The organism is Chroococcidiopsis thermalis PCC 7203 (assembly GCF_000317125.1).
Classification (GTDB): Bacteria; Cyanobacteriota; Cyanobacteriia; order Cyanobacteriales; family Chroococcidiopsidaceae; genus Chroococcidiopsis; species Chroococcidiopsis thermalis.
Genome location: NC_019695.1, coordinates 1301354 through 1319137 on the forward strand (window position 1 = coordinate 1301354; position 17784 = coordinate 1319137).

General features: G+C 43.5%; 25 protein-coding genes. 9 read left to right on the forward strand and 16 right to left on the reverse strand.

The window, feature by feature from the left end:
* Window positions 1-147: 147 nt before the first annotated feature.
* From CHRO_RS05735 to CHRO_RS05755, 7 genes are all read left to right on the forward strand, one after another.
* A complete protein-coding gene (locus tag CHRO_RS05735; protein WP_015153240.1) occupies window positions 148-468 on the forward strand; it encodes a hypothetical protein in 321 nt (106 codons plus the stop codon).
* A gap of 94 nt (window positions 469-562) precedes the next feature.
* Window positions 563-730, forward strand: coding sequence for a hypothetical protein (locus CHRO_RS31665; protein WP_015153241.1), 168 nt, complete (start codon window positions 563-565; stop codon window positions 728-730).
* A 28-nt stretch (window positions 731-758) separates the two neighbouring features.
* On the forward strand, window positions 759-1103 hold the full coding sequence (locus tag CHRO_RS05740; protein WP_015153242.1) for a hypothetical protein: 345 nt from the start codon (window positions 759-761) through the stop codon (window positions 1101-1103).
* A gap of 157 nt (window positions 1104-1260) precedes the next feature.
* Complete coding sequence (locus CHRO_RS05745) at window positions 1261-2025, forward strand: hypothetical protein (RefSeq protein ID WP_219336085.1); 765 nt, start codon at window positions 1261-1263, stop codon at window positions 2023-2025.
* A gap of 3 nt (window positions 2026-2028) precedes the next feature.
* Window positions 2029-2289 carry a hypothetical protein gene (locus tag CHRO_RS31670; RefSeq protein ID WP_181824277.1) on the forward strand — a complete coding sequence of 87 codons (261 nt, stop codon included), beginning with the start codon at window positions 2029-2031 and terminating at the stop codon, window positions 2287-2289.
* On the forward strand, window positions 2204-2920 hold the full coding sequence (locus tag CHRO_RS29470; RefSeq protein WP_015153244.1) for a hypothetical protein: 717 nt from the start codon (window positions 2204-2206) through the stop codon (window positions 2918-2920). Before CHRO_RS31670 ends, CHRO_RS29470 begins: the two co-directional genes overlap by 86 nt.
* Window positions 2921-3067: 147 nt before the next feature.
* Window positions 3068-3385, forward strand: a complete 318-nt coding sequence (locus CHRO_RS05755; protein WP_015153245.1) for a hypothetical protein — start codon at window positions 3068-3070, stop codon at window positions 3383-3385.
* A gap of 286 nt (window positions 3386-3671) precedes the next feature.
* Here the strand turns inward: CHRO_RS05755 and CHRO_RS33185 are convergent, their stop codons facing one another.
* Window positions 3672-5954 (reverse strand): tape measure protein, encoded by a 2283-nt coding sequence (locus tag CHRO_RS33185; RefSeq protein WP_342669327.1) that lies wholly within the window; start codon window positions 5952-5954, stop codon window positions 3672-3674.
* Between the two features lie 212 nt (window positions 5955-6166).
* Here CHRO_RS33185 and CHRO_RS05765 point away from each other — a divergent pair, with 212 nt between their 5' ends.
* Entirely contained in the window at window positions 6167-7549 is a 1383-nt protein-coding gene (locus CHRO_RS05765) for an IS4 family transposase (protein ID WP_015152954.1), read from the forward strand.
* Window positions 7550-7566: 17 nt separating this feature from the next.
* On the opposite strand, the gene CHRO_RS34225 is transcribed toward CHRO_RS05765, so the two are convergent.
* The 10 genes from CHRO_RS34225 to CHRO_RS05805 all read right to left on the reverse strand — a co-directional run bounded on the left by CHRO_RS34225 (window position 7567) and on the right by CHRO_RS05805 (window position 11267).
* Window positions 7567-7701 (reverse strand): hypothetical protein, encoded by a 135-nt coding sequence (locus CHRO_RS34225; protein WP_281168627.1) that lies wholly within the window; start codon window positions 7699-7701, stop codon window positions 7567-7569.
* Between the two features lie 225 nt (window positions 7702-7926).
* A complete protein-coding gene (locus CHRO_RS05770; protein WP_015153246.1) occupies window positions 7927-8268 on the reverse strand; it encodes a hypothetical protein in 342 nt (113 codons plus the stop codon).
* Window positions 8265-8582, reverse strand: coding sequence for a hypothetical protein (locus CHRO_RS05775; RefSeq protein WP_181824278.1), 318 nt, complete (start codon window positions 8580-8582; stop codon window positions 8265-8267). Before CHRO_RS05775 ends, CHRO_RS05770 begins: the two co-directional genes overlap by 4 nt.
* Complete coding sequence (locus CHRO_RS05780) at window positions 8557-9195, reverse strand: hypothetical protein (protein WP_015153248.1); 639 nt, start codon at window positions 9193-9195, stop codon at window positions 8557-8559. Before CHRO_RS05780 ends, CHRO_RS05775 begins: the two co-directional genes overlap by 26 nt.
* Window positions 9147-9251, reverse strand: a complete 105-nt coding sequence (locus CHRO_RS35030) for a hypothetical protein (RefSeq protein ID WP_425394283.1) — start codon at window positions 9249-9251, stop codon at window positions 9147-9149. Before CHRO_RS35030 ends, CHRO_RS05780 begins: the two co-directional genes overlap by 49 nt.
* The gene (locus CHRO_RS33705; protein ID WP_015153249.1) at window positions 9200-9655 is read right to left on the reverse strand and encodes a hypothetical protein; all 456 of its coding nucleotides are present in this window, start codon (window positions 9653-9655) and stop codon (window positions 9200-9202) included. The genes CHRO_RS35030 and CHRO_RS33705 overlap by 52 nt, the downstream gene beginning before the upstream one ends.
* Window positions 9645-9947: a hypothetical protein gene (locus tag CHRO_RS05790; protein WP_015153250.1), complete on the reverse strand. Its 303-nt coding sequence runs from the start codon at window positions 9945-9947 to the stop codon at window positions 9645-9647. The genes CHRO_RS33705 and CHRO_RS05790 overlap by 11 nt, the downstream gene beginning before the upstream one ends.
* Complete coding sequence (locus CHRO_RS05795; RefSeq protein ID WP_015153251.1) at window positions 9931-10359, reverse strand: hypothetical protein; 429 nt, start codon at window positions 10357-10359, stop codon at window positions 9931-9933. The genes CHRO_RS05790 and CHRO_RS05795 overlap by 17 nt, the downstream gene beginning before the upstream one ends.
* Window positions 10360-10613: 254 nt before the next feature.
* Entirely contained in the window at window positions 10614-10736 is a 123-nt protein-coding gene (locus CHRO_RS34230; RefSeq protein WP_281168628.1) for a hypothetical protein, read from the reverse strand.
* 324 nt (window positions 10737-11060) lie between these two features.
* The gene (locus tag CHRO_RS05805) at window positions 11061-11267 is read right to left on the reverse strand and encodes a hypothetical protein (protein WP_181824279.1); all 207 of its coding nucleotides are present in this window, start codon (window positions 11265-11267) and stop codon (window positions 11061-11063) included.
* A gap of 182 nt (window positions 11268-11449) precedes the next feature.
* Between CHRO_RS05805 and CHRO_RS05810 the strand changes: the two genes are divergently transcribed.
* Window positions 11450-11797 carry a hypothetical protein gene (locus tag CHRO_RS05810; protein WP_015153253.1) on the forward strand — a complete coding sequence of 116 codons (348 nt, stop codon included), beginning with the start codon at window positions 11450-11452 and terminating at the stop codon, window positions 11795-11797.
* A gap of 2 nt (window positions 11798-11799) precedes the next feature.
* Here the strand turns inward: CHRO_RS05810 and CHRO_RS05815 are convergent, their stop codons facing one another.
* The 5 genes from CHRO_RS05815 to CHRO_RS05835 all read right to left on the reverse strand — a co-directional run bounded on the left by CHRO_RS05815 (window position 11800) and on the right by CHRO_RS05835 (window position 17640).
* A complete protein-coding gene (locus CHRO_RS05815) occupies window positions 11800-12105 on the reverse strand; it encodes a hypothetical protein (RefSeq protein WP_015153254.1) in 306 nt (101 codons plus the stop codon).
* 364 nt (window positions 12106-12469) lie between these two features.
* Window positions 12470-14593 carry a virulence-associated E family protein gene (locus tag CHRO_RS05820; RefSeq protein WP_015153255.1) on the reverse strand — a complete coding sequence of 708 codons (2124 nt, stop codon included), beginning with the start codon at window positions 14591-14593 and terminating at the stop codon, window positions 12470-12472.
* 193 nt (window positions 14594-14786) lie between these two features.
* Window positions 14787-15116 (reverse strand): hypothetical protein, encoded by a 330-nt coding sequence (locus tag CHRO_RS05825; RefSeq protein WP_015153256.1) that lies wholly within the window; start codon window positions 15114-15116, stop codon window positions 14787-14789.
* A 365-nt stretch (window positions 15117-15481) separates the two neighbouring features.
* Complete coding sequence (locus CHRO_RS05830) at window positions 15482-16618, reverse strand: tyrosine-type recombinase/integrase (RefSeq protein WP_015153258.1); 1137 nt, start codon at window positions 16616-16618, stop codon at window positions 15482-15484.
* A gap of 38 nt (window positions 16619-16656) precedes the next feature.
* On the reverse strand, window positions 16657-17640 hold the full coding sequence (locus CHRO_RS05835) for a Tab2/Atab2 family RNA-binding protein (protein ID WP_015153259.1): 984 nt from the start codon (window positions 17638-17640) through the stop codon (window positions 16657-16659).
* Between the last annotated feature and the right edge of the window lie 144 nt (window positions 17641-17784).

A 17784-nucleotide genomic window follows, 5' to 3' on the forward strand; every position in this document is an offset into this window, starting at 1 on the left:
CAAATACAACACTTTGCATAAGTTTACTTAAAAGTGTTGCTACTTTTAATCACTTGAGTTATATTAGAAGAGTAAAGCAAAGAGCGGCTGCCGTCCCTGGAAAAGAAAGCAACCGCCCTTAACACCCAACAAAAGGATGTACCAATCATGTTACCACTTCAAACGATAGATGCATTCGGCGCACCTGCCACAGAATACACCTACGAACCAGAAGTACAAGATACTTTCCAAATCTCTGATGAAATCACCTATCTCAGCGTAGACCCCAGTGACACGGAAATAGGGCTGCACCTCATCTTGGTGGTGCTTTCAAACGACTCTAACCGGATGCACTATGTAGATTGCCTATGTCAAGCTACGAACACCTGCAAGGCTCTACTAGAAGCTGCTCAGGTGATCTATTTAGTGTTTCCACCCCAGGATTACACAATCGTTAACTTCTGGGAAGTCCAAGATGCTCCTTTTTAACTAGGGGTAGCGCATATTTCCTATTTTTTCAATCTTTACCACTATATGTAAGTCACATGTAGTATGTACTTACCGACATTGAATGAGGTGTTTTATGAGACGGTTGAGATTAGTTCAAAAGACGGTAGGAATTCCTACTGACACTTTGGACAAAGCTGAGGATTACTGCGAGTTGCATTCCCTGGCGCTATCCGATGTGGTACGTGCGGCACTCGTAGAGTATCTGAACAAACATTACCAAAACAAGTCACGCGACATTTAACCCACATAAAAATGCTAAGGAGCTAGATATGACAACCGAACTAGAATCTAACGGTTTATCGGCACAGAAGAAAAGAACATTCACCGCTGGTGGAATTAATCCATTCGCTAACTTTAGAGAGATCGAAAAAGAAATACGAAATGAGGAAAATCCTAGATCCGAAGTCAAGAACCCATCTACCACTCAACATAAAGGCGGAGCTACCTTTCAACTTTACAAACACATATCGAGCGTGGAAGTTGATGTAGCTAGGCGTTTCTTGGCTGAGGGAGACGAACACAGCGAAGGGCATTTGCTGGAGCTAGTGAATATGAAACGAGATCTTCTGAAGATGCGTTCGCGACTGCGGCGTATTGTTATCGAAACTTACTGATAAAACCAAAAAGCTGCTCTTGAGTCTCTCACACCCAGGAGCAGCCTACACAACGGAAGCAGCTTAAAGATCAACTAGATAATTGGAGGATAACATGCTTACCAAGACTAAGAAAAGATCAGAGCAACGAGAAGTTAGAAGAGGGGACAGAATCAGCATGAGTTACGAAACTCGGGATTTTGAAGTCATCGTCATTGACCCTGATGGATTAGGAAAAGGTAAGCCAAGTGTCGGTTTAGGTTTCCGCATGGCTGAGAAATACATGGGGATAAACGAGCCAAACCTATCTAGATGGTTAGTGGATGAGGGTGATACGCTAAGAGGCTTGCAACTCCTGAAACTACCATCCGGTAATGCTTTTGAGGTGATACGAATCTCAGGCACAGACGGACAAGATTATGTAGTCGTGGAAGCATCAAACTGGATGGACATCGCCACCGATCTACTGGTACACCCTGGGAGGTTGGGAAAAGCAACTAAAGAGAAACTAGCTCAGTTTGTCAGATGGTTTGCAGTCAAAGGTTTCTATGCCGAAGCTTATGCCAACCTGAAAGGAACCTACAACAAATCAGACGATCGCGCATTAACTGAATGGTTACAAGCTAGAGTTGCGGGTATCTCCGCTCGGAAGAAGTACACTGACACCCTTCAAAAAGCTGGTGCAAAACCTACTGACTACGGTAAATGGACGGATATAGTTTACTACGGTTTATTCGGGTTTCCTGCCTCTCGTATCAAGCAGCAGTGGGATGTTGTGAGTGGTGTCGATCTGGTAGCTAGAAACCACATTCCCAAGTCCATGCACTTGAAGGCGATCGCAGAGTGTGAGGGGTTGGTAAGTATGCTGTATTACCCAGGTAGAGACTTGTGGGACACGCACCAGCAAGCGATCGACGTAATTCTACACAGGTATGGGGGTTGAAATATGAAAACCATTACAGCCTTACTGACTGCACTAACGGTGACCATAGCAGCACCTACACCACCAGCACTTGCAGATTCGATCGATAGAAGGATCGCTGCGTACTACCGAGACATGTATGCCGTTCTAACCCCAATGTGGGATACCACAACAAACAACCAAATCAGGAGTAATACCCATGACGCAATTAATTACAGCCGAAGACCTAGCAGAGTTGTTAGACAAGGCGTGCGCGAGAAGCGTGAAGCAACGTTCCAGAGGTAAGAAGAGTGGAATAGATGGTAATTTTATCCAAAGGCTACTGGACGATCCTTATCTCGGGGAATACCAACGTGTAAGGGCTGGCATACAAGCATTTCAGGCATTCTTCAAAATAAGCGGTATTGTCCCGCGCAAAGTATGTTTCAGAAACAAAGAACTGATTTATCCAGACGTTAACAGTCAGTTAATAACGTTGGATGGCGACAAGGAAATATTGATGGAAGCAAAAGAATCTGTCGTCAGTTGGTTTCTTGAGGTTACGCAAGGCATGGAACTGTGGAAAGGGGAGGAAAGCGATACAGAGACGACAACAGAAGAGATCCTCAACCTAGCAAGTGCAGCAGAATGGGCTTACGTCTTTGTGTCTGAGCATGAAGTATTGCACAGCAAGAAGTACGAACCAGGTGACGAAGATAACCCCGACTATAAAATCTTTACTGTTTTTGATGTAGATGGAGTTAAAAAGTTCGTAAATACGGGTATCAGTTCCCATCATGTTGAAGTCACTCTAAGTCTTTGCTGGGGAGATCCAGACACCTATATGTACGTCGAGGGAAAAGGATATTCCCAACTCTTCGTAGCAACTCCAAAAGTTACCGCAGACCCTAGAGAATTAAACAATCTATTGAAGTAACGATCACGACATTAAGTGTAGTTCGCAGGTAATTAATGTTGCCACACAACTCAAACGTCTAGAAAGTTGAACGAATGCGGTGCGTCCCGGTTGAGCGCATGTCCCTCAGTTCGAGCGCCCGACACAATAACCAAAGGAATTAAAACAATGTTAAGGAAAGTTAACAAAGAAGTACTTCGAGCGTTATTCGACAATCCTCTAACCGTTCTCGGCATGTTCCCACACCCACAGAATAGAAAGTTCACGATCGAAAAGCACGGGAAGAGTATTGACGCTATGGCACAGTTAGCAGTGAAGCAGGATTCTAAAGGTTTCTGGCGAATGTTGGAATCGGTTAGTACTGACGATCGTGAAAAAGTGAAGGTATGTTTTCTCGTATACCACTACTTGAGACTTTACTACCCACAAGCAATGGAGTGGTTTCTCGATCAACAAGCAAGCGGTAAAAGTTTAACTAATTTCTAGAAACAATCCGCAACCACGGTTGCAAAACAGCCAGAACCAAAGCAGGATAATGATGATAAACGTACCCGTCAATTCAACGGGAGTACAATTACCTAGTAATACCGTATTTATTAACGAATCAGGTCTTTACTCTCTCATCTTCAGTCGCAATCGCTGCATCAGCACAATTACCTCAAAGAGTTTAAGACTGGTGTTAATCCAAATTCAAAGAACAAAGCAGACACGAAGTCAACTTCGCCTCACTCACAACCTAAGCAGGATAAGGCTTTAGACCTTGGCTCAGCTTCTACAAACTACCAGTACGTTTGTGACGAATGAGCTGACTTGTGACGACATTCTTAATACGCTCGTCCATACTTCTTTGGAAACGATCGGCTTGATCGCGAGTCATGTTAGGACTATCACCATAGTTATAGACATTCACTGTTGTACTTATACCCGCTCCTTGTTGTTGGGGTGTTAGAACCTTCTCACCAGCGTGCAGATATGCTAGTCCGTCATGTTGCATCATTCCACCAGTAGCAAAGTGGGGAATGGGTAACGCCGCAGTGCTTAAACCAAAGTTAGGCGTACGTCCACCAAACAATCCTCCTAGTAACGATCCAAAGATCCCAGTACCGCTAGATGCATTACCAAGGATGCTGTTTAATCCCAAATCCAGAAGCTTAGAGGCTAGGTTGTCGAGCAAGTCGAGTGCTACATCACCCAAGGATTTAGTACCGCTGATGAAGCCGCTAATGGCATCTGTGAACGCACCACCAATTCCATCTCTGATTTGAATCTCTAGTTGATGTGTCTTTTCGTAATTCTGTTGCAGTAGATCGTTAAGACGACGATAACCTTCGATACGTTTTTGATTTGACTCTACGGATTTATTGATCGCATCGTAAGGAGATCTGTAGTTAGCTTGAGCAGCAGATTGGTAGCCAGACATGAAATTGTTTCTCTGTCGGACAGTAGCTAGAAAATTTTGGAATCCTGAAGCTGAATTAGCATTACGAGCAGCATTGTACTGTTGTGTAAATTGATTTCCAGCTCTAAGTTTATCCAGTCCTAACAATTTAGCTAATTCAGGGTTCTTTGCACCACCAGCTCCACCCAATCCCCATTTACCCGTACGCAGCGATTCGTAATAAGCATCTAAGACGTGCGCAGGTGCTTCGATGTGAACGTGGACACCGTTTGAGTTACCTGTACTACCCTGGATACCCAACCCTTGACCGCGAGTAACCATCTGCCCAGTTTTTACACCGATACTTGCAAAATGACCTAGAACAATTTCTTGTCCGTCATTCGTCTCCAGAATAACGGCATTACCGTAATCGCCTCGATTACCTGCAAACTTGATTCTTCCCGTGATAGGACTGGGTACTGAAACATTAGTCCTACCACCACGACTGATCGTTAAGTCTCTAACAATACCCCTACTCGTCCTTTGATAGGTGTGGTGTGGAGAAGCATCAGCATGAGAGGTCACATCAGGATCGTGTGGATCTGCTATATGGAATCTACCCCCATCTACTGCACCTCCAGAACCACCTAATCCAAGATTCTGTGCGCTGAGCCTCAACCACTCTTTACCGCTAGCGACTAGTTCTTTAAATTTTGTTGCAGCAACATCTATAAAGTTAACAATCTTAGAGAACCAATCCGCTGCTTGTTTTACTAGAAATACAACGTTATTTAGCGCATCGCCCCAAACGTTAAAACCTTTACCAATTAAATCTACAACAACACCGATCGCTTTTAAAATCGCAGGATTTTCTTTAAGATAATTGCTAAAGTCTTGAACCAGTTGATTTACTACCTTGAAAGAATTAGTAATGAATGTACCTATAGCAGCACCAACTGCTTTAGCTTCGTCCTTATGTTCTATTAACCACCCAGCAAATGTTTTAGCAAGATCGTTTATCGACCTGAAATCAACTTGTATGCCGTCGAAGAAGGATGCTGCTACGTCCAAAGCTGCGTTAATTGCAGGTTGAATGCTCTCAAATATCTTTACGAATGATTGTGTAATCCGATCGCTGAGGTTGGTGAACTTGCCACCAGTAGTAGCTGCAAGTTTGGACATCAACCCTTCAAAGCGTCCACCTGTCGTAGTCATGGAGATGAAAGCTTTTTCAATCTCTGGGAATCCGACTTGACCTTTCTCTACTAGCTTCTTAACTTCACCCTCGGTAACACCAAACTGCTTAGCTAATTCAGCAACAATCGGAATACCGCGTCCGGTGAGTTGATTTATATCCTCACCAAACAAGCGCCCTTGAGTCTTAGCCTTACCGATAATCTCAGCTAATTCTCCGAAGTCAGTTCCCGTACCTGCCGCAACATCACCGATAGCAGTTAGTGTGGGTTTTAGTTGTTCCGCATTGAATCCAAATGCTAATAGTTGCCGCGCTGCTCTCTCAACTTCTGGTAGCTCGAATGGTGTTTCGGCTGCAAATTTAGTGATATCTCTTAGTACTGCGTCTGCTTTGGTAGCAGAACCAAGAAAAGTGGTAAAAGAGACGCGGGATTTCTCAGCATTAGTTCCAGCTTTAAGGATGGATGCACCAACTTGTCCGATAGCCGAATGGCACTAAGATAAGGCGAAATCCTTGAAGGATAGAGACTTGGGCAAAATGGCTTGCTCGTGGGGGTTAAGAAATTAAGAGCAGCATTGGACAAGCAGCTTGATTGTTGACGCAACGGTGATGCAGGTATCTGCTAAAAAATTATTCTGAATGTAGAAAAAGCTTCCAACTCCGGTAAAAAAGAAATGGACGATTGGAAGCGAATATGACTATTACTACTGTGCCAAATCGAGTGAAAATTCTCAAGGATAAATTCACGCAAAGCTTGGGACTACCATTCCAAGAACTGTTACCAGAGTCGGAAATCCAGAGAATCATTGAGGAGCTACAAATTAAATATCGTCGTCGATTATTCGACCCATTTGTAACTTTGTGGGCATTTCTCTCTCAAGTTTTGGATGTTGATAAAAGTTGCCATAACGCTGTGAGCAGAATAATTGCTTATTTGGTCAATGAAAAAGTAGAACTTCCTTCAACTGATACAAGTGCTTACTGTCAAGCACGTTCGAGATTACCGGAAGAATTATTGCAGAAACTGTTCGGGAAAGTGGCACAAGATTTATCAGAGAAAGTGACAACAGAATATTTGTGGTGTGGTCGTCATGTGAAAGTAATAGACGGTTCCACCGTCTCAATGCCTGACACTGTAGAGAACCAAAAAGCTTATCCTCAATCAAAAAGTCAAAAGCCTGGATGTGGGTTCCCCATTGCTAAAATTGGTGTGATGTTTAGTCTAGTTACAGGTGCTGCTCTAGCAATAGCTATCAATGTTTTACACACTCACGATCTCCAATTAGCTAGGCAGTTGTACCAATTTCTCAATCCCTTAGATGTACTTTTAGGGGATAGGGCTTTTTGTGCTTATGCCGATTTGGTTTCGATTAAAAATCTTGAATGTGATGTAGTTTTTCGGAAGCATCAGTCCCGAAAAACATCCATGCAAAGAGGAAGAATTACTGGAGAAAGCGATAAGTTGGTGATTTGGTACAAACCCCGAAAATGCCCACAAGGATTAAGTGAGAATGCATTCGCTGCTCTTCCTTCAACTCTGGTTGTCCGAGAGATTTATTACTACATTATTATCCCTGGTTTTCGGACTCAACAAATTAGTTTAATCACAACTTTATTGGATGCAAAAATTTATCCTACTTTGGAACTTGTGCGGCTTTATGGCTTGAGATGGGATGTTGAAGTAAATTTAAAACATCTCAAGTCTACTTTAGGCATGGACGTTCTACGCTGTAAAACTCCTCCAATGATCCGCAAAGAGCTTTATGTCTATTTACTTGCTTACAATCTGCTACGTACTTTAATGTGGCAAGCTAGTACAACTTACGGTGTACCACCAGTACGCTTATCATTACAAGGAACTCGTCAACACTTGAATCATTTTATCCCACAAATGTTAGCTATCTCTGGGGTAAAACGCCATCACATCTATCAAACTTTACTCAAGGTTATTGTTCACAAATCAGTTCCCACTCGCCCTGGTCGGGCTGAACCCAGAGTGAGAAAGCGTCGTCCCAAAGCTTATCCCTTGATGAAAAATCCCAGACATGAGTTACGCAGACAATTGCAAACTGCTTGAGCCATGAGTGTTTCAGCTTAACTTAGTGCCATTCGTCCGATAGCCTGTGTCGCACTAGCAGCAGCGGTAACTAGAGCTGTGGTCATTCCAGCAGCTACACCCGTAAACACGCTACTAGCCACAGAACTCATCCGGCTCTGCGCTCCCTTCATGTGTTGGGTGAATCCCTGCTCGAACTTACCACCCGCAATACGACCACCACTATGCCCGAAGTCCGTTATATGACGTTTAGCAGAGTCTAGGTTTAACTTGACATCGATCGATACGCTAGCGATACTAGGAATCTTCGCACCCTCCTCTCACTGGTTGAGTAAAAGCTCTTTCAATAGTCCAGTGATACCTATTGAGGCGCTGGTTGGTAAAAAGACCCATTAGATTTAGTAGGGAGATGCTCCAGGTTGTTTGACGTAGGGATAAGTTGGAACATCCTCATTCTTCAGGGAATAGAGATATTGCTCGTCAAGGTTACGAACACCAAAGTTTAAACCATGTTTTAGTGCTTTCCAACCTAGCAACTTAGCTGTTTCAAATTCTAGGCGCTGGAAGATAGCGAACTGTTTCGTTTCTGGGTGGTATGCAGCTATTTCAGTAACTTTTCCTTTACACACATCTAAAGGTCTACAGGAAGCATTCATCGCAAAGTAGCGAAGTATAGCTTGGTAAGATTCGTAGGGACGAATGCGGCTTTGATCGGCTTGATATTGTTCTTCTGGTGTCATAGCTTTACCTCACTGTTTGGTTTCAAGTATTTACCGAAGAATTGCTCCAACGTGACACCACGATAGAGAACACCATCAAGGTTTTGGCTGGTGAAGGCATCTTCCGTGTAAACGTATCCGCGCAAGCTTGTTATGAAAGCTGCAATCCGATCCAACTCTTCGATGTACTGTGGCTCGTACTTGATAGCAATCAGCTTCAGTAAATGAATGCGTCTGCGCATTAGAGATTCGATCGCTGACAGGTGCAGGAACTGCCGCTTGTCTGCGCTGGTGATGTAGGGAGAGAATTCACTTTCCATCACCGCTCGCTCCATTGCTATGAGGTAGGAGTAATGGGTTTGATTTACTGCGTTGGTTCTGCTTGTACTCCGCGAGTAATCGTCGTTCCTCGGCGAGTAATTTATCCCTAATCGCAGGACTCTCCAGCCTCTTATGCTCCTCAAGAATCATTTGTGTTTCTAGTGCTGCTTGATGTTGAGTCTGCGATCGCCCATTAAGCCCTTTCGACAGCTTCGCATCTTTAGCTTTAGCTTCAGCCATTAGGTGTGAGTAACCAACCTCTACATCGCGTCGCACTTGGTCGTGTAGCTCGAATCGCAGCTTATCTACAGCTTGCGTTACTCCCATTGGAAACTCATCGCGAGGTGGGTAGAGGGGTTCTTTCTTCCCCTGCTCCACAAACTCGCGGTAATCCTGGAAGTTATCTAAGAAACTATTTTTTATTTGACTCGCTAATCCTTCAGGTAAGTCAACCAATAGTGCTTCTAACTTCTTGTTTCGTATCTCTGCTGTCTCACCTAATAGTGCCAGCTCTAACTGTTTCTGTAACCGTGGGTATTTAGCAAACTGGTCTATATCCCGCTTATAACGCTGGATTCTCAACTCACCCACCATTTCTTGTAGTAGTTCTTTTTCTTGTGCGTCCATATAATTAAGCCCAAATTGCAAGTGCGGGAGTACTTCTTTGCATCATCGCCACATATTTTTTGTAATCTTCTCGTCGTTGTTCGAGTTGTTCTGGTGTCGGAGCTGCACGCTCTAGCGTCCCATTCAAGAAACCTCGGATGTTGCTCCTGTTAGATGCATTGAATCTGCAAATAACGACGCACCAACCCTCTGTTTTGAGCTGTCTAAGCCCTTCAACACGAACCAGTTTTACTTTTCTACCTTTGTTAACCAACACCAGGCTAGGGTCGTAAATTCGTCCGATCAGAGCGTCGAATATTGATGCTGGACGACACCCTTCAGCTACTTCGTACTGACTAGTAATCGACTCCTGCCACTTTGCGAATTCTTCCTGCCGCAAGCGTTGATTGAAGGTGATATCTAGTTGCGATCCGCTAGTTACAGCGGGTGTTAGTTCCAGTGGTGGGATCTCAATCTTCATCGCGCATATCTCCGATCCATGTGGCAAATTCGTCTAGTGATAATTCAGGTTCTTGAGGTGTAGGGAGTGATTCCGGTACACTTTCGACACCATGACAATTCTTAACCAATTGTGTTGGGTTAAATTCATCCACCCTTGATTCCTTGTTTCTCAACCTGCGAGATTCTTCAAGTAGTTTCCTAGCTTCAGCTACAAGTGCGGCACGTTCTAGAGCAGAAATCTTTTTAGGACGTTTGTTTAATTGCTTCTCTATAAGACTGAGGCGTTCGTTGAGGTTAGATCTTGTAGTCATTTCCTTCACCTTCACTTGCTAATCGTGCTTCTACAACCTCCAAACGGTTTTTAAGGCTCTCTATATCCTGGGATCTTGCGGCATACTCTAGCAGCAACCGTGAAGCGCTTAGTTTGACATTAGCTACTTTTGTATCCCCCACAAAACCATTGACAGGTAAATCCCTCATTTCCCGTACAACAGCCGTAGTCGATAGACACTCATCTACCAAACGGTTAGCAACCATGCTCCATACAAAATCTCTCCCCTTACGCATCGCTTCAATAAATGCAGGCTTATTACGCCACCGCATTAACGTTGTTGGGTGTATCTGCAAGTCTTCACAAATCTCTCCAGGTGTCGCCCCTTGTACAAACTTTGCTACCGCTACTAACTCCCTATCTGTTAAACCTGAATGATTGAGATTTTTCATATTTCTCTTGCAAATTGCTGCTTTATTTTGCAAATTGCTGCATATATGAACGATCCTAACTTATTTCGAGGTGATTTTACATATATTCGACTACACATATATACAGACACACAAAAAGCAGCCCTGGGAGGTGAAAAGGACTGCTCTACTAGCTTACGAACCAAAGGAAGGAGAACCACGATCGGCTATAAGTGCCGTTGTTCATATAGGACTTGTCATATATAGATTATTGTACATCAGACACAGCAATACTTTCACAGGTGTTGGTTGCGTAAATTTCTCAGTTGCTTGACGCTCCCGCCACGCTTTATGTCAATAAGCATGACCTTGTTGAGAGTTGCATTTTCTCCAAAAACCTTACGTTGTAAGGCTTTCATGAACCGTTTTGTTTCTTTGTTTTGGTAATTCAGGTTCCTTATCTGCACTTGCCGCAAACTGTTCTTCCTTATTCTCATTAGCAGACGAAGCATCAACGGTTACTGACTGTTTTTGTTCAGAATTAGCATTAGGAACTATGGTTCCTAACGACAATTTATCTTTGTTCTTGAGAAAGTAATCAATATAGTCGTTAGCTTGGTTTCTATTAAGAATTTTTAGTAGGATCAGTTACCATCACCATGCACGATCGATAATCTAATTGAGTAGATAAATCTTTACTATCTGCCTCCTGTCAAGCCCTAAGACAGGAGGTTTTGCTTCGACTAACGCATCAAACACAGGCTCGACGAAACTCCCCAGATACAAACTTTATGGTGGGTCGTTTCAGGTATTGCAGCCATCGCTTGATAGTTGGATGACTGGTCGCGAGTAATACCTAGTTGCTCTAGTTTCACTCTAGTGTTGTCGTCAACATCGACATCATGTTTGTTGTGTCCTTGAGTTATCACACCATCCTCCTTCAGTTCCACAATCTGTTCACCTATCCTACGCTTGCATCTCACAGATATAGCATGGGCTAGTCTTTCAGCCGCTTTCATCTACGAGAGCGCTCGTAGTGATGAATACAACATTCGTACTACCAACTTTCGATAGAAGCCAGTCGTTGCAGGATTTAGGTATTCTTCTGCTATAAATCATTATCGTATTTGTCATGCACGAAGCTGCAATCTCTACCCGCACGCTGGAGCAGCACGCTCTAAAGTTGAAAGAACATGGACTCCGAGTCAAGCATTGGGGTAGAAAATTGCAAGAACGTAGCGACCAATTAGCATTGTCACACGGTCAACTGATTGAACAATGCGGTAAGGTAATTCAGCAAAAAGCAGAAGAAGCGCTTGCATACACCCAAGTAGCGCAAGCACAAAACGATGATTTTCCAGAGTTGATGATGCTGATTACACAGACACAATCGGAAGCAAGAGTAGCATATATTAACGCACTAGCCATTTTCGCTCAAATGATGCAAAAAAGAATCAAGCTAGTCGGGAAGCATCTCTAACATCATCGCCTTTTTCGGAAAGCATAGAAGTCTTCCATTTGGTCTGGAAAATACCAATGACAGAACTCGATAAATTCGCTCAACACCTCTGGGTTAAAATCTTTAGTCTGATGGATGTGGAAGATCCAATCGACGATTTCTACCCAGTCGTTACACCTATCTAGATCGATCTCATAATTGCAGTAGGCTGCATACCGCAACACATTCAAACTTGGAAGATATTCCCAGTGTTTCATTACTGGCGGTTTCTTGGATTCTTCAAATAACACATTAGTATCGAATACGTAAGATTCAGGTTCAGATTTCATAACTACCTCTTAATTTTGTATCAAATTGTGTTACAGAAATTTAGAAACAGACCGACCTATGGTTAGTCTTGACCCCAACCCAGGTTGGTCTCTTAAAATCCATATATATCAATGGTTATAACCTCTAATACCAACCTGACCAACCTATTTTAGATAATTTAGATAAAAGTAAGAGAAGAGAAAGACTACCATATTCTCTGGTTGTGGAATTTGGTAATCATGTGTAAATTCATTTCGCTCCTACAAAAGTTGGGAAAAAGGTTGGTCGGTCGGTCTCGTGGCTTAGAGAGCTTACTGGGAGAGACTTTCAGCAGACCCCCCGGTTGGGCTAGAGACCTACCTTTTAGACCAACCCCGTAGTTTTTTAAGTCAGCTTATGCTTCAAATCACTTGGAGCAGGTTGGTATGGTACTTGAGTTTCGCTGACCCATTTCCTAGACTTGACTTTATCCACCGTCGTTCTAACTTGGTTGTAGCCGAGTAGCTTCATGCAGGTTGCTACGTCCATTTCGTCTTTTCGAGTGCGTCGTTCCACTGGTTTACCAATAGCATGAGTCAAGAGCAAATCGGTGGTGATTGTCTTGCACGGGTTGAACTTTACACCATGTTCCGAGCAGTAATTTCCTTGTAGGTATTCGGTGATTGGAGTTAACCAGGGGTGAGCATCCTGTCGGAACTGTTGGGTGTGCTGCGCTCTGGCAGCTTCTTGCTCGTCAGTCATCATGACCGAATAGCCTTCTTTGTAAAGTTTCAAGGTAGTTGCCCAGATGACATCTCTCATCTGCTCTATTTCAGCAAGGTTAACTTTTTTAGTCACCTTGACTACCCAGTATCTACGATCACCAGTGGGGTCAGTTAGGAATTCATCTTCGTTGGTCGTACCTACCAAGATGAAGCCGCGCTTGTGAGCTTTGCTACCACGTCCATAGGGTTCTACGAATTCATCAATGCATCTGGTTACGAAACTCTTTGTTGCGGAGTTGCCTTTTTTACCGTAAGCATATTCAAATTCACCCCACTCAATACACCAAGCTTTGTACATTGACAGCAATTCTTTGCGTTCGTCTCCACCATCACTGACACACGTTCTGAAGAAGTCTGACGAGAACAACCTACAGAAGAATTTAGTTTTACCTATTCCCTGCTTCCCGTGCAGTATCGGGAGGAAATCCAACTCACACCCTGGCTCCATTACTCGCTTCACAGCAGCTACCAGGGTTTTTGTCATGATGATGCATTCCAGTTCCGATTCTACCCCCAATAAATCTTTCCAGAAGGTATTCAAAAACTCTTCATCTGCGGCTAGCGATGAGTCGAGGCTATTTAGATAATTGCGAACCGGATGGTAGTTTTTTTGTTTGGCAACTCCCGATATTAGTCTCCCTATCGTGTCGGCTCCGATGAGGATGTCTTTCTCAGCTAACTGCACCTCCATGACATCAACATCAACATCTTTACCGCTCAACTCCTCGACACAATAGCTCATCTCATTCCATCGCAGGTCATATTCTTCGCGCAGCAAGTCAATAACGACTGACTTGTAATTCTGCTTCTCGCGAACTTGGATAGGGTTTTGCTTCCCTGCTTTAATACCGCTGTGAATCGTGGATATAGCTTCAGATTGTGAGAGTCCGGCATCTTCCGCAGCTTCCAGAAGTTGTTCTATCAACTCGTCTTCATCTAGCTCATCGTTGCTGGCAATACGTTGCCCAATAGCAAATGACGATCGGTTCAAGGTAACATTGCGTTCTTTGTTCGGTTCTGCATTCCTAACATTCTCAATCAAGTCGCTAATGGAGCTAACACCTAGTGATTTTTTTCTCCGCTCCACCTTCGTTGGTGGCAGCTCGTCAGGATGTGGCTCCAATCCATCAACTATTTCGTCTAGCGTGTATCGGACACCAGAATCGCACTTGGAGAGGGAAACCATTGTCGGCTCACCTTTCAGATGCCAGTAACCAGGTAATCTCATCACTCTAGGCAAGTCGTGGATTACTATATCTGATTTGTAGTAGTGGATTAGTCGCTTTTGGTATGTCTTGAACTTTTCCAACTCCGTGCTGGGTTTGTCCAAGAGCCAATAGGCATGACCTTTGTTACCGCTAGTTTTCACGATGATAGACGGTTCTAGATGCCACTGCTGAGGTATCTCTTTATCTAGGTCGATGAATAGCGCTCTTATAGCTGTCACATCCTCTTTCCTACGTCTCATACCTTTGGTTCGATTTATTGTGACAAATATACCGTAGCCTTTTGCGTTATTCTCGGATAATTTGTTTTGTAAGTTCCCGAAGGAACCGTAAAAAGTATCTGGTGGTAGTTTTTTCTCTTCGGCATCATCAAATAACTGAAATGTGAAGTTACCAGTATCCAACGCTTTCAAGAATTGCTCAGCTAGCTGCTGGTTGTATCGTTGTGTATTTGTCTCAGGCTCTACGTTGTTAGGATTTGTTTCGGAATTGTGGACAGACTTATCTTGGTGGTTCATAATAGATATAGCGGTTACGTAATGTTACAAAAGTGTTGCGTAATGTTTAGAAGGCAATTGCGAGATGTTTAGAAGGCGTTTCGTAATGTTTGGTTAACTTTCGTAATGTAAAGGTACGGAAAAGATAATTTCGATAAGGGAGGGATGTTAGCAGCACCCCTCTCTTTTGATTTTTAGGCAGGATTAATTTCGATTAATTAGGTATTACTCCTCCTCCTGTTCCTTCTCTAATTGAACGTAATGTTTCCTGAACCCAACGTTCCCCTCCAATAATCTCCCACCCCCTAATCTTTGGTGATAGGCTCATAATTGTTTCGTGGTGTTTCCGTTCTCTGCGTTCGATTTCTTCCTTGTCAGCTTTGAAATTGTGATAACTGAGTGGGCGCTTGAGATATTTCCACGACCTGTCCATCAAAGATGCTAGATGTCTGATCGCATATTCTTCATCTGTTACAGGGCAGTAGACGAATCTATCCTGTAACTCTTTAGGTAATAATGCCCGTTGTCTTTCTAATCCATCCATCGCTAGAATTTATCTCCAAGTAATTTGTACGTGTGGGGGCAAGAGCTGAGAACTCTGCCCCTTTTTGCTATGCAGATTTATTGGCAGACGTAACTGAACTAAACTCTTTTCGCAGCACTTCTGTTACTACACTGGAAAAATTACGCTTCTCTTCCACAGCTTTTCTATTCACAGCAGCTATCAATTCATCCGGTATGCTTACACTCTTAACTGACATTTTTCTATCTCCTTTAATTCCTTGTTATTCTTGCTAACAACTACTTGTAGTATAGCAAACTTCAAGATAGATTTGCACAAAAACAATACGAAACTCTACGAAAACATATCTATAACACATGATATCCTGTGAGGGTTTATTACTTTTGTTAATACAATTTAGGTAATTGAGTAGACTTAACGTGACCGTAATAAAACTGAAGCATTGTAACGGGGTGATGTCCAGTTACGGCACTAACATCTGTTGGAGGGATACCAATACTCAAAGCATGACTTACAAATGAGTGACGGCTGTTGTAAGGTCTACGGTAGGGAATCTTTGCTATTGCTAATGCTGGTCTCCAATAATCTCTAGCAAACTTGTGGTCGATGATTGCTAGTCTTGCTGGTGTGGTGAAGATGAAATCGGTAGGGGCAAACTTACCGCGTTTCCACATTGATTTAAGTAAGTTAAGCAAGTCATCTGTCAATACAATTGTCCTGTTACATCCAGTTTTAGTAGGTTTAATTTCTCTCTTGGCTGATAGGGATTTACTGATAGTGATTGTGCGATCTTCCCAGTCAATGTCGTTCCAAGTTAGAGCGTTAATTTCTCCTGTCCTAGCTCCAACACAAAATCTGAAATAAACGTAGTTATAGTAATGCGGATATCTAGCGTCGAACACGTCAAGAATCGATCGAATCTCTTGTTGTGTAAAAGGTTTAGGTGGTTTTCTTAACTGGGATTTAATATCAATCTTTTTGAAGGGGTTTTTACTATCGTCAACTCCAGCCCAACTCAAACAAGCTCTCAGCTTACCAATTCTGGCTCTAAGCGTTGCTGGTGTAATGTCTTGCGCTAGGTAATCTATAAGTTTGTTAGCTGTAGGAACGTCGAGTTTAGTAATTAGTACATTTCCCAAACCTGACTTGTCTAAATTATTCAGTAGCGTTTGATATTGGTTGACGCTGCGGTGGTATAATTGCTTGGATTTGAAGGCTATGAAGCGCTTGAAAACATCAGATAGAGTATTCCTATCTTCAACTACTTTCTGTGGCTCTACGGGCTTGCTATGAGGTAGTAATGCTTTGTATCTGCTGAGAGTGTAATCGAAGTCATTAGCTAGAATGTCCAACCTTATCCTGGCTCCTATGGATTCTCCCACTGCTACAGCTTGTTTGGTGTAGTCCATACCAAGAGCTAGGCAGTATTGTTTTTCCTCGTGAGTCCACCTCAACCTAGCCCTCAAGTTGAAATTCTCAACTGTAATACTGCCGTTATCCGCTCTACGTTTACGTTTTGCCATACTTATGTACGAGAATTAAGTATGACAGTGGAGATTTTCTACTCATCTCGCAACAGCCAGAAACCAGTATAGGTCACGCTTGAATCATCGGGTTGGACTAACAAGAAATGCAAACCTTGACTCTGTTGCTGGCGCTGTGCGTAAGTTTGAGCAGATGCGATCGCCTCACTATCGGAAAAAGTCGCGACAACCCACCGATCTGCTAACCCTGCTTCTAAAATTAATCCCGCTAATTCGCCTGGAACGTAGTTGAGGGCAATCGGCTGCGCTGCTTGCAACCAACGGGCTAACTGCATGGACTTCCTTCCTCCATAAATTATTATCCCTGGCACGGCAATTGTCGATGCTAAGCCTAAATTTAGGGGAAGTAGAAATTCTGGCATGTCTAAGATCGGCAGCGGACGGTCCTTAAATGCAGCTTCGAGATCTCTTGCTGGTAGACTCGCAAAACGCCAGCGATCGCCCCACAAATTTTCCGGTAGGGGGACGGGGGGTGGTTTGTCTACAGCAAGGGGGTTGTAGGCTCCAGTGGTAGAATACTGAGGTATGCGCGATCGCAACCACTGTTTCAATGCCCCAGTGCGCCGCGTTGGTTCTACAGTAATACCTAGTTTTTGCCCTGCGGTGGCGATTAAACTGAGAGATTGCGGGCGAAAGACTTGGATTATATCTGGTAACGCCAATTCTGTCTGTCCTGTCACAGATTCCGATCCCCCCAACCCCCCTTGATAAGGGGGGCTAGGGGAGATTGACTTTGGCGTAGTCGAAAAAAATTCGGATGAATTAGATGCAGCTAATTGCAACTGTTCTACCAACCACGATGCATTGGCTGCTGCTTGCGGGCATATGGCTTCGTAGCGAAAATTCCCCGTGCGATGGTCGCTTCGCGTTTGCGTAGCATGGTCGAAGAGCATACCGCCTTCGGCATCGCAGATTAACAATTCCCACAATACCTGTCCGGTGTCATCTTGCCACGGGCGACGATAAAAATCAGCTTGCCAAATTGATTTGTCATTGGTCATTTGTCATTCGTCTTTGGTAATTTTGTCGTGGTTGAAGAAAGAAGGGTGTAGGGTATAGAGTGTGGGGAGAATTCGGAATTCGGAATTCGGAATTAATGCGTGAATTTTGATTTGCTTCCTCAACTTCGCGACTCTCTCTTCTCC

Coding starts and splice junctions, on each gene's coding strand:
- CHRO_RS05795 (WP_015153251.1), bottom strand. CDS start 10,359: ATGAAAAATCTCAATCATTCAGGTTTAACAGATAGGGAGTTAGTAGCG.
- CHRO_RS05780 (WP_015153248.1), bottom strand. CDS start 9,195: ATGGACGCACAAGAAAAAGAACTACTACAAGAAATGGTGGGTGAGTTG.
- CHRO_RS05790 (WP_015153250.1), bottom strand. CDS start 9,947: ATGACTACAAGATCTAACCTCAACGAACGCCTCAGTCTTATAGAGAAG.
- CHRO_RS31670 (WP_181824277.1), top strand. CDS start 2,029: ATGAAAACCATTACAGCCTTACTGACTGCACTAACGGTGACCATAGCA.
- CHRO_RS05825 (WP_015153256.1), bottom strand. CDS start 15,116: ATGGATGGATTAGAAAGACAACGGGCATTATTACCTAAAGAGTTACAG.
- CHRO_RS05735 (WP_015153240.1), top strand. CDS start 148: ATGTTACCACTTCAAACGATAGATGCATTCGGCGCACCTGCCACAGAA.
- CHRO_RS05775 (WP_181824278.1), bottom strand. CDS start 8,582: ATGGAGCGAGCGGTGATGGAAAGTGAATTCTCTCCCTACATCACCAGC.
- CHRO_RS05770 (WP_015153246.1), bottom strand. CDS start 8,268: ATGACACCAGAAGAACAATATCAAGCCGATCAAAGCCGCATTCGTCCC.
- CHRO_RS34230 (WP_281168628.1), bottom strand. CDS start 10,736: ATGAAAGCCTTACAACGTAAGGTTTTTGGAGAAAATGCAACTCTCAAC.
- CHRO_RS05835 (WP_015153259.1), bottom strand. CDS start 17,640: ATGACCAATGACAAATCAATTTGGCAAGCTGATTTTTATCGTCGCCCG.
- CHRO_RS31665 (WP_015153241.1), top strand. CDS start 563: ATGAGACGGTTGAGATTAGTTCAAAAGACGGTAGGAATTCCTACTGAC.
- CHRO_RS05765 (WP_015152954.1), top strand. CDS start 6,167: ATGACTATTACTACTGTGCCAAATCGAGTGAAAATTCTCAAGGATAAA.
- CHRO_RS05740 (WP_015153242.1), top strand. CDS start 759: ATGACAACCGAACTAGAATCTAACGGTTTATCGGCACAGAAGAAAAGA.
- CHRO_RS34225 (WP_281168627.1), bottom strand. CDS start 7,701: ATGAAGGGAGCGCAGAGCCGGATGAGTTCTGTGGCTAGTAGCGTGTTT.
- CHRO_RS05830 (WP_015153258.1), bottom strand. CDS start 16,618: ATGGCAAAACGTAAACGTAGAGCGGATAACGGCAGTATTACAGTTGAG.
- CHRO_RS05755 (WP_015153245.1), top strand. CDS start 3,068: ATGTTAAGGAAAGTTAACAAAGAAGTACTTCGAGCGTTATTCGACAAT.
- CHRO_RS33705 (WP_015153249.1), bottom strand. CDS start 9,655: ATGAAGATTGAGATCCCACCACTGGAACTAACACCCGCTGTAACTAGC.
- CHRO_RS29470 (WP_015153244.1), top strand. CDS start 2,204: ATGACGCAATTAATTACAGCCGAAGACCTAGCAGAGTTGTTAGACAAG.
- CHRO_RS05820 (WP_015153255.1), bottom strand. CDS start 14,593: ATGAACCACCAAGATAAGTCTGTCCACAATTCCGAAACAAATCCTAAC.
- CHRO_RS05815 (WP_015153254.1), bottom strand. CDS start 12,105: ATGAAATCTGAACCTGAATCTTACGTATTCGATACTAATGTGTTATTT.
- CHRO_RS05810 (WP_015153253.1), top strand. CDS start 11,450: ATGCACGAAGCTGCAATCTCTACCCGCACGCTGGAGCAGCACGCTCTA.
- CHRO_RS05745 (WP_219336085.1), top strand. CDS start 1,261: ATGAGTTACGAAACTCGGGATTTTGAAGTCATCGTCATTGACCCTGAT.